This is a genomic window from Ruegeria sp. CI1 (genome assembly GCF_056536925.1).
Genome location: NZ_JBQFQP010000010.1, coordinates 128,806 through 143,513, shown reverse-complemented (window position 1 = coordinate 143,513; position 14,708 = coordinate 128,806). Strand labels below are relative to the sequence as shown.

At 57.8% G+C, this 14,708-nt stretch carries 15 protein-coding genes; 8 read left to right on the top strand and 7 right to left on the bottom strand.

The features are described 5' to 3' along the window. Positions 1–28 precede the first annotated feature (28 nt). From holA to ACR0LZ_RS13525, 4 genes are all read right to left on the bottom strand, one after another. On the bottom strand, positions 29–1,057 hold the full coding sequence (holA, locus tag ACR0LZ_RS13540) for a DNA polymerase III subunit delta (protein ID WP_480750353.1): 1,029 nt from the start codon (positions 1,055–1,057) through the stop codon (positions 29–31). Further along, a complete protein-coding gene (gene lptE, locus ACR0LZ_RS13535; protein ID WP_480750352.1) occupies positions 1,054–1,545 on the bottom strand; it encodes an LPS assembly lipoprotein LptE in 492 nt (163 codons plus the stop codon). The genes holA and lptE overlap by 4 nt, the downstream gene beginning before the upstream one ends. Continuing rightward, entirely contained in the window at positions 1,532–4,072 is a 2,541-nt protein-coding gene (leuS, locus tag ACR0LZ_RS13530; RefSeq protein ID WP_480750351.1) for a leucine--tRNA ligase, read from the bottom strand. The genes lptE and leuS overlap by 14 nt, the downstream gene beginning before the upstream one ends. Before the next feature lie 72 nt (positions 4,073–4,144). Beyond that, a complete protein-coding gene (locus ACR0LZ_RS13525; RefSeq protein WP_480750349.1) occupies positions 4,145–4,630 on the bottom strand; it encodes a DUF3576 domain-containing protein in 486 nt (161 codons plus the stop codon). Between the two features lie 295 nt (positions 4,631–4,925). On the opposite strand from ACR0LZ_RS13525, the gene ACR0LZ_RS13520 reads away from it, so the two are divergent. Together ACR0LZ_RS13520 and ACR0LZ_RS13515 are read left to right on the top strand one after the other, a co-directional pair. Beyond that, positions 4,926–5,921 (top strand): porin, encoded by a 996-nt coding sequence (locus ACR0LZ_RS13520; protein WP_480750348.1) that lies wholly within the window; start codon positions 4,926–4,928, stop codon positions 5,919–5,921. Positions 5,922–6,030: 109 nt separating this feature from the next. Then, positions 6,031–6,690, top strand: coding sequence for a YggS family pyridoxal phosphate-dependent enzyme (locus ACR0LZ_RS13515; protein ID WP_480750346.1), 660 nt, complete (start codon positions 6,031–6,033; stop codon positions 6,688–6,690). Here ACR0LZ_RS13515 and ACR0LZ_RS13510 read toward each other — a convergent pair. Next, positions 6,674–7,174, bottom strand: coding sequence for a L,D-transpeptidase family protein (locus ACR0LZ_RS13510; RefSeq protein ID WP_480750344.1), 501 nt, complete (start codon positions 7,172–7,174; stop codon positions 6,674–6,676). The genes ACR0LZ_RS13515 and ACR0LZ_RS13510 overlap by 17 nt on opposite strands. After that, on the bottom strand, positions 7,171–8,265 hold the full coding sequence (gene ribA, locus ACR0LZ_RS13505; protein ID WP_480750342.1) for a GTP cyclohydrolase II: 1,095 nt from the start codon (positions 8,263–8,265) through the stop codon (positions 7,171–7,173). The genes ACR0LZ_RS13510 and ribA overlap by 4 nt, the downstream gene beginning before the upstream one ends. Before the next feature lie 172 nt (positions 8,266–8,437). Here ribA and ACR0LZ_RS13500 point away from each other — a divergent pair, with 172 nt between their 5' ends. The 5 genes from ACR0LZ_RS13500 (at position 8,438) to ACR0LZ_RS13480 (ending at position 11,972) form a co-directional block, all read left to right on the top strand. Beyond that, positions 8,438–9,124 carry a response regulator transcription factor gene (locus tag ACR0LZ_RS13500; RefSeq protein WP_480750341.1) on the top strand — a complete coding sequence of 229 codons (687 nt, stop codon included), beginning with the start codon at positions 8,438–8,440 and terminating at the stop codon, positions 9,122–9,124. 205 nt (positions 9,125–9,329) lie between these two features. Continuing rightward, positions 9,330–10,118, top strand: a complete 789-nt coding sequence (locus ACR0LZ_RS13495; RefSeq protein WP_480750340.1) for an exodeoxyribonuclease III — start codon at positions 9,330–9,332, stop codon at positions 10,116–10,118. 86 nt (positions 10,119–10,204) lie between these two features. Next, complete coding sequence (gene trxA, locus ACR0LZ_RS13490; RefSeq protein WP_480750338.1) at positions 10,205–11,122, top strand: thioredoxin; 918 nt, start codon at positions 10,205–10,207, stop codon at positions 11,120–11,122. Between the two features lie 26 nt (positions 11,123–11,148). Further along, on the top strand, positions 11,149–11,790 hold the full coding sequence (locus tag ACR0LZ_RS13485; protein ID WP_480750337.1) for an LON peptidase substrate-binding domain-containing protein: 642 nt from the start codon (positions 11,149–11,151) through the stop codon (positions 11,788–11,790). Continuing rightward, the gene (locus ACR0LZ_RS13480; RefSeq protein ID WP_480750335.1) at positions 11,787–11,972 is read left to right on the top strand and encodes a Trm112 family protein; all 186 of its coding nucleotides are present in this window, start codon (positions 11,787–11,789) and stop codon (positions 11,970–11,972) included. Before ACR0LZ_RS13485 ends, ACR0LZ_RS13480 begins: the two co-directional genes overlap by 4 nt. A 14-nt stretch (positions 11,973–11,986) precedes the next feature. Here the strand turns inward: ACR0LZ_RS13480 and ACR0LZ_RS13475 are convergent, their stop codons facing one another. Then, positions 11,987–13,213 (bottom strand): FAD-dependent monooxygenase, encoded by a 1,227-nt coding sequence (locus tag ACR0LZ_RS13475; RefSeq protein WP_480750441.1) that lies wholly within the window; start codon positions 13,211–13,213, stop codon positions 11,987–11,989. An 82-nt stretch (positions 13,214–13,295) separates the two neighbouring features. On the opposite strand from ACR0LZ_RS13475, the gene ACR0LZ_RS13470 reads away from it, so the two are divergent. Then, positions 13,296–14,624 carry an amidase gene (locus ACR0LZ_RS13470; protein ID WP_480750333.1) on the top strand — a complete coding sequence of 443 codons (1,329 nt, stop codon included), beginning with the start codon at positions 13,296–13,298 and terminating at the stop codon, positions 14,622–14,624. Positions 14,625–14,708 lie beyond the last annotated feature (84 nt).

Here is a 14,708-nt window from a genome sequence, read left to right as displayed (position 1 = left end):
GTCAAGCCAGACGCTTCGTCAGAACACCTCAGCGTGAACGCGCCAACATCGCAAGCCGGATCATCGCCCGTTCAACCAATGCCATGGCGGGGGCCGTCTGACCGGCCGAGCGCAAGGCAAGGTCGGTGTCGGTGAGAACTGTCAGTGCAGTTTCCAGTTTGCGGGCACCCCAGTTATGTGCCTGCCGCAAGATGCGATCACGGCGTTTACCGTAAATCGGTGGTCTCAGCTTGCCGATCCCCTGGGCAGCGCCGCCAGGGTCGGAAGCACAAGCATAAAGCGTCCGGAAATGCCGGGTCGCGCCAATGCAGAGGCTAACGGCGTTTGTTCCCTGTGCCTGCAGGCGGCGGATCAATGGGCCGATTTCACCTGACTTGCCCTCGGCAACCACATTCAGAACGTCGTCCAGTGCGGCCTCGGTGGATTGAGGCGCGCAGGCTTCGATGTCTGCAATAGCAAGTTCTGATTCGTCGCCGCGTTTGTAAAGTGCCAGCTTTTCGACGGTTTGGGCGAAATCTCCCGGTCCAAGCTCGGCGGCAAGATCGGTCAGGGCAGCCATCGATTCGCGAGGTACATTTGCGATCCCAGCATGCGTCAATGTTCGCTCGATCTCCGATCTGGAAGGTGGGTCGTCATAGATTCCAACCGCATAGGCGTTGGGATGCGACTCGAAGGCCTTTCGAATCCTGGAGGTAGTCTTTAATTGGCCGGCGGTTACGACAATCTGGGCATCGCCCGGGGACCACTCCTCCAACGCTGCCAAGATGGATTGGGCTGCTGCATCTGTTGCGTCCTCGACAAATGCGGCACGCGGGCCGGGAAAGAATCCCACAGCCTTTACGGCATCCAAAAGCTGGGCGGGTTCTCCGCGTAAGTCACTTCCCGACATCCGGGACAGCCTCATTTCCTCTTCGGAATTCGGACCCAGTAGTGCGACAATCATCTGCTGCCGTTTTAGCGAGACGCGCATCGCGTCCGCACCATAGATCAGAATACCTGCCTTATCGGAGTCCGGTCTGGCGAAATACCCTTCGGCCTCGCGCGGACTGAGCTTCATGGTGACACTTCTGCGGTTGCGTAAAGCTGGGCGGTCAGCTGATCAGCCAGTATGGTCATGAGGCGCCGGCGCGCATCGCGTTCCGACGCCAAAGTATCGACTGTCGAGCCGGTCGCGGAATAACCGACAAAGTTTTCGACGTCTCCGGATGCGACGACCCCGCCATTTGTTGACTGAGTGAGAGAATATTTAACTCTACCGACAATCGTGTACCGGGTCGTTTCATTGGTCGACGTAATAGCTTCGCCTTGGGTGAAAGTCGAAAGGTCGACTTTTAGCTTGTAGTCGCCGCCAGATACCGCGCTGCGCCCCAACCGTTGTTCAAGATCCTCAACCAACAGATAGGTTTCGACGGAGTTGGGAGCCGAAACCTCGACCCGCCCATAAAGGGCTGATCCCGCCCCGCCCGGAGCATAAACCGGTTGAAAGCCGCAGCCAGCCAGCGCCAGCGGCATCACAAGCAATGTTCTGCGATCAAACAACGACATTCACGATCCGGCCCGGAACAACGATAACTTTCTTCGGCGCGTTGCCATCCAGCGCCTTTTGGACAGCTTCGGTGCTGAGCGCGATATTTTCAACCTCGGCTTTGTCCATATCTTTTGGTACGCTGATTTCCGCGCGACGCTTGCCGTTGATCTGGATTGGCAATGTGACGGTGTCATCAACCAGCATCATCTCGTCCGCGACGGGCCACGGGGCAACGGCCACAAGGCCCTCACCGCCCTGATGCGCCCAGATATCTTCCGCCAGATGTGGCGTCATCGGCGACATTAGCTGGGCCAATGTTTTAATCGCCTGTTTCTGAGCCGCCGCACCGGCCTTGGATTTTGCCAGTGTATTGGTGAAGGCGTACAGTTTGGCGATGGCTGCGTTGAAGCCAAAGCTTTCGACACCCAATGTCACGTCGCGGATGGTTTTGTGCATCTCGCGCAACAGGTCCTCATCGCCTTCGCCCGCTGCATCGGCCTCCATGGCGCCGATCCTGTCGCAGAGATTCCAAACGCGGCTTAGGTGCTTGTGCGCAGCCTCCGCTCCGGCGGCAGTCCATTCAACGTCCCGTTCGGGTGGCGAATCGGACAGTACAAACCAGCGCGCGGTATCGGCGCCAAAAGCCGAGATGATCGATACGGGATCAACCACGTTCTTCTTGGACTTGGACATTTTCGCCGAAGGAATTACTTCGACCGTCTCACCTGTCAATTTGAGTTTTCCGTCCTCGACATCTTCGGGCAGGTGATAGACCGGGCGGCCGTTGGCGTCGCGCGTCTGGTAAATCTCATGCGTCACCATGCCTTGCGTGAACAGCGCATCGAACGGCTCGATGGCCTTTTTCGGCAGGTGTCCAGTGATGTTCATCGCCCGCGCAAAAAAGCGGGAATAGAGCAGGTGCAGGATCGCGTGTTCAATGCCGCCGATATACTGGTCCACATTCATCCAGTAGTCCGCCTCGGTCAGATCGGTGGGCGTTTCCGCACGCGGAGCGGTGAAGCGCGCGAAATACCACGACGAATCGACGAAGGTATCCATCGTATCGGTCTCGCGACTGGCTGGTGCGCCACAAGACGGGCAAGTGCAATCGCGCCAGGTCGGGTGGCGGTCCAGCGGGTTGCCCGGTTTGTCGAATGTCACATCGTCGGGCAGGCGGACCGGCAGGTTTTCTTTTTTCTCGGGCACCACACCGCAGCTTTCGCAATGCACGACGGGAATCGGGCACCCCCAATAGCGCTGGCGGCTGAGGCCCCAATCACGCAGGCGGTATTTGGTGACACCCTCGCCCCAACCGGCTTTTTCAGCAAAATCGACGGTGGCGTTGATCGCCTCTTCTCCTGTCGCTTCGGTCAAGCCTGCGAAATGGTTCACCCAGCGAACTTTCTCGGTTTTCGGCGGGACGTATGCAACCTTGTCGACCGGTGTGTCGTCATCCAGCGCAAAGAATGTATCGACCACGGGCAAGCCGTATTTCCGGCAGAAGTCGAGGTCGCGCTGGTCATGCGCAGGGCAGGCAAAGATTGCGCCAGTGCCGTAATCCATCAGGATGAAATTGGCGATCCAGACCGGCAGTTCCCAACTCGGGTCCAGCGGGTGCTTGACCTTGATGCCTGTGTCAAAGCCCAGCTTTTCGGCGGTTTCTATGGCTTCCTCAGTGGTGCCACCTTTGCGGCATTCGGCCACGAATTCAGCCACTTCGGGGTTTTCGGCTTCCAGCTTTTTTGCGATCGGGTGGTCGGGCGAGATGCCAACCAAAGATGCGCCCAGCAGCGTGTCGGGGCGGGTTGTATAGACGGTGATCGGATCGTTGCCGTCAGTGCGTTCAAAGCCGAATTGCAGACCACGGGATTTGCCGATCCAGTTCTCCTGCATCAGGCGTACTTTGGCGGGCCAGTTGTCCAGAGTGTCCAGCGCGTCGAGCAACTCTTCGGAATAATCCGAGATCTTGAAGAACCACTGGGTCAGTTCGCGCCGCTCTACCAATGCGCCCGAACGCCAGCCACGACCATTTTCAACCTGCTCGTTGGCCAGAACGGTCATGTCGACCGGGTCCCAGTTCACTACAGCGTTCTTGCGATAGACCAGCCCGGCATCGAGCATGTCGAGGAACAGCGCCTGTTGCTGGCCGTAATATTCCGGATCGCAGGTCGCGAACTCACGTGACCAGTCGATGGACAGGCCAAGTGGTTTCATCTGGTCGCGCATGTCGGCGATGTTGCTGTAGGTCCAGTCCTTCGGATGACCACCAATGGCCATCGCGGCGTTTTCCGCTGGCATCCCGAATGCATCCCAACCCATCGGATGCAACACGTTGTGGCCGGTGGACAGCTTGTAGCGCGCGATGACATCGCCCATTGTGTAGTTGCGCACATGTCCCATATGAATGCGGCCCGACGGATACGGGAACATTTCAAGCACATAGTATTTCGGCTTGTCGGCGCTGCGGCGCGCGGTGAAGATCCCGGCCTTGTCCCAGGCTTCTTGCCATTTTGCTTCGATTTCGGTGGCGGAGTAGCGCGACATCGTGCGGTCCTTCGTGAATGAAAACGCCGGGTCAGGGCCCGGCGTGGTATTAGAGCGATTTCGCGCCGGATTCTAGAGTTTGTCGTCGGCAATACGAAGCTGGCGCGCGCGGGACAGGATTGCATCCTCGACCGCACGCGAGGTCGCGGGGCTGACGGCACCACCACCGCTGGTTTGCAGCGACACCGACAGGGAACGTGCATCGAGTGCCGGATCCTTGATATGCACTGTCGCACGATACGAGCGGCCACCTCCGGGAGGTGTGCCGTATCCTGTGACAATTACCCCGGTGAACGGATCAACGGATTGAACCGGAAGGAAATTCAGCACATCGAACGAAGCGGCCCACAGGTACTTGTTTACGTTGCCCGCGCGTTCGGTCTTGTCCGGGCCGAAGAGGTCCCAAAATGACGACTTGGCCCGATCTTGAGAGGCTCTGACATCGTCATTGAAATCCAGCGAGTCGGTTGGCTGCGGGGCTGAGGTGGCCGAAGGGTTCGCGCCGCAGGCGGCGACACCAAGGGTAAGCGTGATGGGCAAGATGAATTTGAGGCGCATCTGCAAGAGTGTCTCCAGTCCCGAATTCCAAAACCGCGGCCACTCTATTCTTGTCCATATGTGCGGGCAAGGGCGTTTCGGCAACCGCAGGTAAACTGATGGGCATCGTTGGATATCCTACGACGTTGGACGCGGCCAAGGCACAGACTGTGGCAAAGCTGCACCATCCGGGACGACTTTGACCCGGCGCTGGTCACAAGGCTTGCCAAAACAGGGGGGAAAGAGCGAAACCCCTGTCCATACCCACGCCGGATTCTCCGGTTTGGGCGAATGATTGAAAACCGAGGGAAACACGATGAAAAAAGTTCTCTTCGCAACGACTGCGCTGATCGCCACCGCAAGCATGGCAGCCGCAGAAGTTCGCATCAGCGGCTATGGCCGTTTTGGTCTGGACTATAACGACGCCAACGAAAACGTTGTCGGCGTTTCGGAAACCAACATCACCAGCCGTCTGCGTCTGCAGTTCGACATGTCGACCGAAACCGACGGTGGCGTGACTCTGGGTGCCCGCCTGCGTGCTCAGGCCGAAAACCGTGATGGCGCACCTGGTGCAGCCAGCTGGAACGGCCCCCAGTTCTTCGTGGCTTATGAAGGCCTGCGTGTGAACGTTGGCAACATCTGGGGCGCGATCGATAACGCACCCGGCCTGTACCTGCCCACCATCTCGGTTGGCACCGGTATCGACGGCATGGGCTTCTTCAGCCTGCCGATCATCGGCGCAGCTTGGGACTCGTTCTCGTCGGCTGGCGCTGGCAACAACGGTGTTGAAGCTCTGTACACTGTCGGCGGCTTCACCGGTCACGTGTCGTACTCCCAGCGTAACGGCGGCTCGGTTGCCGGTTCCGCTGGCGGTGAAAACCGCACCGGCGTCATGCTGACCTACAGCTTCAACGATTACTTCGTCACTGGCGCGTATCAGGCTTCGTCTGACGGCCCGGTTGCCGACACCGGTGAAGAGCTGAACGATGGCCTGTGGCTGATCGCAGCCGGCGCTGACTGGGGTCAGTTCGGTGCTCAGATCGCATACGGCCAGACCGAAGCAGCTGACGCGATCACCGTTTCGGGTAACGTTGACATTGGCGCAGCCAGCAACCTGCTGCTCTGGGTCCAGAATGCTGACTCGAACAACCTGGCTTCGGGCGGCACTGCAATTCTCGCAGACGACGGCACCAGCTGGGGCCTGAACTACCAGTACGACCTGGGCGGCGGCGTGACCTTTGTTGCCGGTTACGTTGACTCTGCAGTCGCAGACAGCAGCCAGGTTCAGGCCGGTGTGTACTTCAGCTTCTAAGCTGTACACCGTCTAACGGTACTGAATATGGGCAGGTCTTTGGACCTGCCCTTTTCTTTTTTGCCCACATGGTGTTTTTCTGCTGCCAGTGAGCAGAACGAGGAAAACAATGCCCCTGCAAGACATAACCGACCGTATTGCCAAGGCCGAGGCCGCCGCAAGCCGCCCTGTCGGCTCCGTCAAACTGATTGCGGTGTCCAAGGTTCAGCCGAATGAGCGCGTCGAAGAGGTTTTGCAGCAGGGTCACCGGTGTTTCGGCGAAAACCGGGTACAAGAAGCCGCAGGCAAATGGCCCGAATTCATGGAACGGTATGATGGGATCGACCTGCATCTGATCGGCCCGTTGCAGACCAACAAGGCGCGGCAGGCGATTGAGCTTTGCCATGCCATCCACTCGGTCGACCGGCAGAAACTGGCCAAAACCATTGCGCGGTTGGCGCAGGAAATTGGCCAATGCCCGGATCTGTTCGTTCAGGTCAACACCGGCGAGGAAGAGCAGAAGGCCGGTGTGATACCCGCTGCGGCAGACGCATTCATTGCCGAATGCCGTGCTCTGGATCTGCCCATTCGCGGATTGATGTGCATTCCGCCCGTCCACGAGGAGCCGTCGCTGCATTTCGCGCTTTTGGCCAAGATTGCGGAGCGCAATGGCCTGACCGGCCTGTCGATGGGAATGAGTGACGATTTCGAATCGGCAATCGCATTGGGCGCGACACATGTCCGCATCGGCTCGGCGATTTTTGGCGAGCGTGTCAAGCCGAAGGGATGATCAGGCGCGTTCCCGGTGTCATACGTTCCGCGATCCAGCGCAAATGGTCGCGGCGAAAGGCCACGCAGCCTTCGGTCGGGTAACCCGGACGACGCCACTGATGGACAAAGATGGCCGAGCCGCGCCCCGGTACAGCATTCGGCCAGTTCCAGTCCGTGATCAGTACAAGGTCATACAAAGGGTCGGCACGACGCAGCCGTTCGTGATTGAACCGATAAGGGTCTTGGACCAGATGGTTGTAGGACGCATCCCGAACGTCATCCGACCATAGGTCGCGCGGGCCAATTGGCCGCGCCCACGAAGCTGGGCGGCAGATACGGTCTGCGCGATAGAGCATTCCAACGATTCGGTGGATGCCGGTTGGGGTTGCACCATCCCCCTCTTGCTTTTTGTTGCTTAGCCCACCTTTGCCGATCGAGCAGGGAAAATGCCGCCCGCGAAACCGAACACCCATTGGGTTGAGTACGAGGTCGAACGGAGTCACAAAAGATGACCGGACTTGGCGGCTTTGGTCGCCAGATACCCGCGATTGTGTGCGGTTTCGCCGACTTTGAGCGGGACCCGTTCGGTTACGGCGATCCCAGTTCGTTCCATCATCGCTATCTTGGCCGGGTTGTTGGTCAGCAATCGAACCGATTTGAACCCCATTGATTTCAGGATATCCGACCCAAGCCGGAAATCTCTTTCGTCATCCTCAAAACCAAGCCTGTGATTGGCCTCGACCGTGTCAAACCCCTGATCCTGCAGGGAGTAGGCGCGCATCTTGTTAGCCAGACCAATTCCGCGCCCCTCCTGATTAAGATACAGCAGAACGCCCGTTCCCTCGGCCCCCATCTGAACCAGCGCGCCGCGCAGTTGCGGCCCACAGTCACATTTCAGACTGCCCATGAGGTCCCCGGTAAAACAAGCAGAATGCAATCGGGTCAGCACGGATTTTTCACGATCTGGACGGCCGATTTCGATTGCATAGTGCTCTTCGCCGCCGTCGTCAGGACGAAAGACATGCAGTCGTCCTGCTTCGGATACGTCCATCGGCAAGCGTGCCGCCACCACCTCACGCAGGGGGCTGCGATCCGCCAGATGGGGTGCAGCCTGTAAATGATCGATGCAGGTGAGGGCATGCGAGGCAGCAAAAGCTATACCGTCGTTGATCGGCAAGACGACTGCGGCGGGCAGCAAACGCGCGGATTTCGCCAGAGCGATAGCGATTCGGTGAAGATTGGCGTTGCCCTGCCGTTCACTAATCAAAGGACCCTTCATCGGTGAGTTCAGATCGTCGGACGGGTCAGCGATTGCCTGTACCCAGACCATGTCAGCGTCTATTGGAAGAACAATCCGCGCAAGTTCACCGTCATAGGCGCGCGCCTTGAGCGTTTCAGCCCGTCGTGCGGTAACGGCGACGACGGGCGATCCACCTAAAGAGCGAAGGTCCGCCAGCCGCTGTGCGCTCATGGTTTCGGCGGCAAGCGCCACCACGCAATACCCGGTACCATCGCTCAAAACGACCGGCACGCCCATGCGCAGATCGGCCCGGGCACGCGCCAACAACTCGGTAATGTCCGGAAAGAGACTCATTGCTTCATCCTGTAACGTTCTGCATTTCGTCTATTCTTTCACGCGGCAAAAGTGAAACAATTAGCAAATAATAACCGGAAAGGAGACACGAGGGCGTGAGAGCGTTGCAGTAAATCTTGCCGATTGTGCGTTCTGCGATCAAGTGATGGAAAAGCTTTAGGAGGACCGGTACATGGCTCAGCTCAAGAAAATCCTGCTGGTTGATGATGACGAAGATCTGCGTGAGGCGCTCAGCGAGCAACTCGTGATGACCGAAGATTTTGACGTTTTCGAAGCGTCGGACGGGCAAAGCGCCTTGGAGCGCGCCAAAGAAGCGATCTACGACCTGGTAATTATGGATGTGGGTTTGCCCGACACGGATGGGCGCGAGTTGTGCCGTCTTATGCGCAAGCAAGGCGTCAAAAGTCCGATTCTCATGCTGACTGGTCATGACAGCGATGCGGACACGATCTTGGGTTTGGATGCAGGCGCCAACGATTATGTACCTAAACCCTTCAAATTCCCGGTCCTTTTGGCGCGTATTCGCGCGCAGCTTCGCCAGCACGAGCAATCCGAGGACGCGGTTTTTGCGCTTGGGCCGTATACGTTCAAACCGGCCATGAAAATGCTGCTGACCGAGGATGAGCGAAAGATTCGCCTGACCGAGAAGGAAACCAATATCCTGAAGTTCCTGTACCGCTCGACCGATGGCGTCGTTCCGCGCGATGTCCTTTTACACGAGGTTTGGGGGTATAACGCTGGTGTGACAACCCACACGCTCGAGACGCATATCTATCGCTTGCGGCAGAAAATCGAACCAGACCCCTCGAATGCTCGCCTTTTGGTCACAGAATCCGGTGGATATCGACTTGTTTCATAACTGAGTGTGGATTGACTTCGATCAAAGTGATACCCTGATTGCAACTTTAAGGTCTACCTAACCCGCGCATGTCCGGGTCATGACATGCACCTCCCTGTTGGACTGACCCCGGCCTCGTGCCGGGGTTTTTTTGTTGTCCATTTCAGGTGGCACCCCAGTGATCAGCACGATAGGTTGCCTGGTGTTGCCTTAGGAGAGTTTACCGATGCCCTTCACAGTTGCCACATGGAATATAAACTCGGTGCGCCTGCGTGAGCCCATTGTTCTGAAGCTGCTGCAGGAAGAAGCCCCTGATGTCTTGTGTTTGCAAGAATGCAAATCACCGGTGGAAAAAATCCCGACCGAAGGGTTCGCTGAACTGGGATACACCCACATGATCGCCCGCGGACAAAAAGGATATAATGGCGTCGCCATCCTGTCGCGCCTGCCAATCGAGGATATTGGCGACAAGGACTTTGCCGAGCTTGGCCATGCGCGGCACATCGCTGGGCGATTGGAAAACGGTGTGACGATTCACAATTTCTATGTCCCGGCCGGTGGCGATGTACCAGACCGGGAGACCAACGAGAAATTCGGGCAGAAGCTGGACTATCTGACCGATATGCGCGACTGGTTCCGCGCCGACAAACCCGAAAAATCAATTCTGGTGGGAGACCTGAACATTGCTCCGCGCGAAGACGATGTCTGGTCGCACAAGCAGCTTCTTAAGATCGTTTCCCACACACCAATCGAAGTCGATCATCTGGCCGAGACGCAAGAGGCGGGCAACTGGGTCGACATCACGCGACAGGATATCCCGCAAGGGCTGCTTTATAGTTGGTGGTCTTACCGTGCGCGTGACTGGGATGCGGCGGACAAGGGTCGGCGGCTGGATCATGTCTGGGCCACGCCGGACATTTCAAACTCAGGCCATTCAAGTCGAATCTTGCGTGACGCGCGTGGGTGGGAAAAGCCAAGTGATCACGCGCCTGTATTTGCAACTTTCGATCTGTGAATGATGCAAAGAATGCGACTCTGCTCTTGGTTTCCGTACTACGCGGCGGCATATAGGAGCCAAGTTCAAACCGGAGAGTTGAAACCATGGACATTCTGAACGGCGCAGGTGCGCCTGCCGCAACCGATCTGATCAAGGACGGAACCGAAGCCACGTTCATGGCAGATGTGGTTGAAGCGTCACAAGAGGTTCCGGTCATCGTTGATTTCTGGGCACCCTGGTGCGGCCCATGCAAGACTCTCGGTCCGGCACTGGAAGACGCTGTGACCGCAGCCAGGGGCGCTGTGAAGATGGTCAAGGTCAACGTGGACGAAAACCAGACAATCGCGGCGCAGATGCGCATTCAGTCGATCCCGACCGTATATGCGTTTCACAAAGGCCAACCAATTGACGGATTCCAAGGCGCGTTGCCCGGGTCCGAGATCAAAGGATTTGTTGACAAGGTAATCGAAAAGGCCGGTGGCCAAAGCCCGGGCGGGCAGCTTGATGAGGCGGTTCAGGCCGCCGAAGAGATGTTGGCCGAAGGTGCTGCCGTCGACGCTGCGCAAACCTTTGCGGCCATATTGGGCGAAGATCCGGCCCATGCCGGTGCCTATGGCGGTCTTGTTCGCGCCCATATCGCCATGGGCGATCTGGATCAGGCCGAGGCTATCTTAAATGGCGCTCCAGCCGAGATTTCGAACTCGGCCGAGATTGATGCCGCGCACGCTCAGTTGCAATTAGCGCGTCAAGCTGCCGATGTTGGTCCGGTTGCGGAACTCGGAGCGGCGGTCGAGTCTGAGCCAGACAACCATCAGGCGCGGTTCGATCTGGCACAGGCATTACACGCAAGTGGCAATGTCGAAGAAGCGGTGGCGCAGTTGCTTGAACTGTTTCGCAGAGATCGCGAATGGAATGATGGCGCTGCAAAGACTCAGCTTTTCACAATTTTCGATGCCCTCAAGCCCAACGACCCAATCGTTCTGAACGGCCGACGGAAACTCAGCTCGATGATATTTGCCTAATTTCGGTTCAGAGCTACACTCGGTACATGATGCACCCTGCCGACCTGCCGGATACGGTGTCCGTATTTCCGCTTCCGGGCGCGCTGCTGCTGCCCCGGGCGCGGTTACCGTTGCATATATTCGAGCCGCGCTACCTGCAGATGCTGGACGACTCGCTCAAAACGTCCGAGCGGCTGATTGGCATGGTGCAACCAAATCCTTGCCACAGCAAAGCGGATAAGCTGCATCTGATCGGATGTGCAGGGCGGGTCACGCAATTCTCGGAAACTGAGGATGGCCGCTATCTGATCACGCTGACCGGCGTGTCCCGGTTCCGGATCAAGTCGGAAATTGATGCCTTTGCTCCATATCGTCGGTGTTCGGTGTCCTGGGACGGCTTCGAGCGTGATCTTGGCCGTCCAGAAGGCGATCATGAATTCAACAGGACGCGGTTTTTGCGACTGCTGGAACGCTTCTTTGCCGCCCGACAGTTATCAACCGACTGGGAAACCCTGAAAGACGCGGACGATGAGTTGCTGGTCAACTCGTTGTCGATGCTTTTGGATTTCGACCCGGAGGACAAGCAGGCACTTCTGGAAGCTCCTTGTCTGGCAACACGCCGGGAAACGCTGGTGACATTGATCGAATTCGCCCTGCGCGGCGGCTCCAACGAGGAAACATTGCAATGACCGAAACCCTGTCTTCATTCGACCGCCGCATGCTCGAAGCACTGATCTGCCCCCAGACGCATACGATGCTGGAATATGAACCTGAGCGACAGGAACTGGTCTCCAAGGCGGCAGGGTTGGCATTTCCAATCCGAAACGGCATTCCGGTGATGCTGGTGGACGAGGCTCGGGTTTTGGAGTGATCAGGACAGTGAGCCTAGATCGGCTGGCCCTGCAAAAGTTTCGGCAAGTCTCCGGTTAATCCGGCGGCTTCGCGAACAAAGCCACGGCGCAATCCGGGCAATGACCCTACAATGCCCATGCCAATGTCCCGCCCTAAGCGCAGGATCGGATTATCGTTGGAAAACAACCGATTGAAAGTATCCGTAGCCAGCGCGAGCGTCGCAGTGTCGAACCTGCGCCATTCTTGATATCGCTCCAGTACCAGTGTGGCGCTGATGTCTTCTCCGCGTCGTGCCGCCAGTGTCAGAACTTCGGCCAAGGCAGCCACATCGCGCAGACCCGCATTGAGGCCCTGACCCGCGATCGGATGCATTCCATGCGCGGCGTCTCCCACAAGCGCCAAGCGCTCGCTAATGAATGAATTTGCGATGGTCAGGTTCAGGGGGTAGGTGAACCGGTCGCCTTCGAGGCTGATCTCACCCAAGAAATCACCGAACCTGGGGCGCAGAACCTGCAGATAGTCTGATTTGGACATCGCGTTGATCCGTTTCGCCGTCTCGGAGCGCTCGCTCCAGACAATGGAGCTTCGGTTTCCGCTCAACGGCAAAATGGCCAGAGGCCCTGGTGGCATGAAGAACTGATGCGCGACGCCGTGATGCGGCAGCTCATGAGAGATGGCGCAGACAAGCGCCGTCTGCCCATAATTCCAGCCGGTTCGCTTGATGCCTGCGCGCTGTGCAGTTCCACTACGACGCCCGTCGCAACCCACCAGCAGTTTGCCGCGCAATTCGGTGCCATCATCCAATGTTACGGTGGCGCCATCAGGGTCGGTTTCCTGAGACGTGACGACACTTCCGCTGATCTGAGTGATCCGGCCCTCTTCGGCGACGGCTTGGAGAAAAGCCCGCCGTAGATAGCGGTCTTCGACCATATAACCCATCGGGCCTTCCTCGATCTCGGCATGATCGAAATGCATGAAGAAAGGCGAAGGGCCGGCCCCGGCATGGCCATCGGTGACTTTGATTTCCAACATTGGTTGGGCTTGCTGCGCCACTCGATCCCAAACACCGATGATCCGGAGCAACCGCTGCGAGGCCAAAGCGAGCGCATAGGCACGCCCGTCAAAGGCCGCATCTTGCCTGATATCCTCGGCCAGTGCATCTACCAGAGAGACCGAGTGTCCGGTTTGCGCCAGCGCCAAAGCCAAAGCGGGGCCATTCAGGCCGCCGCCGACGATCAGGATATCGGAAACATCTTTCATGGCCTGCAATATGCGCGCGCGAACGGGATTGTCCATGGGTTGTCCTGTCGCTACCGTCGCCGAAAGATATTGGGAGGGTGCGATGCAAGATTGGCTGACAATGACAGCAAGTGATTTGGGAAGGGGAATCGACGGCGGCTCTATTGATCCTGTCGAACTGACAGAGGTTTACCTGTCCGCCATTGATGCACATCCTCATAGCAATCGAATTTATGCCCGGGTGACCCATAACCGCGCCCGAGCTGAAGCAAAGGAAGCCAGGAATCGCGCCAAATTCGGTTTGCGCCGGTCTTTGCTGGATGGAGTGCCCATCAGTTGGAAAGATCTGTTCGATTCGGCGGGCACGGCGACCGAGGCCGGGTCGGCGCTGCTGAAAAATCGGGTGCCGGAGACCGATGCGGTGGTGATGCGGAACGCAACCGCGATGGGCACGGTCTGTTTGGGCAAGACGCATATGAGCGAGTTGGCCTTTTCTGGACTAGGATTGAACCCGATCACGAGTACGCCACCGTGCATCCATGACGAGACGGCGGTTCCTGGTGGGTCTTCATCGGGTGCGGCGGCATCGGTTGCCTGGGGCCTCGCGGCTTGTGGGATCGGTTCCGATACAGGCGGATCGGTGCGAATACCGGCGGCCTGGAACGATTTGGTCGGCTTGAAAACCACGGCGGGTCGGCTGAGCCTGGAAGGCGTTGTACCACTGTGTCTGAAATTCGACACGATTGGCCCGCTGGCACGATCTGTCGAGGATGCGGCGCAGATGCTGGCTCTACTTGAAAACGGATCGCCCGCCGATCTGCGGGGGGCAATTTTGAAAGGACGCAGGTTTGCAAGCCTGCAAACCGTGGCGCTGGATAACCTGCGGGAAGCGCCGCGCGCGGCCTACGAAGAGTCTTTGCGCCGGTTGGCGGAGGCTGGGGCGCAAGTCGTGCCTCTGGAGGTGCCGGAATTGCAGGAAGCCATGCCACTGTCCGGCGCGCTCTACACCGCCGAGGCCTATGGCCTTTGGCGCGATGTGATTGAAACCAATCCCGAGGTTATGTTCCCTGAAATACTGGACCGTTTTAGGCAAGGAAAAAACTTCTCGGGTCCAGATTATGTTGCGGCTTGGTCCAAGCTGGAAAACTGTCGGGCCGCCTGGGATGCCGCGACCTCAGGATTTGATGCGGTGTTGGCGCCAACGGCCCCGATCACGCCGCCAAATCTGGAACGGTTGATGAATGACCATGACTACTACGTGACGGAAAACCTGTTGGCGCTGCGCAATACGCGCATTGGCAACTTGATGGGGCTTTCTGCACTGACTTTGCCAACCGGAACACCGGGTTGTGGTCTGATGTTGTTGGGGCACCCGAATTCCGAAGAGATGTTGTTGCGACTTGGAGCGGCGGCTGAATCAGCTTTGACCTGAATGCCACAATTACCTGTTTTGACATCGCTTTAGCTGGACGTATTGGGGGGGCGTATGTAACTTGATGTCAAACGGGGCGATCAA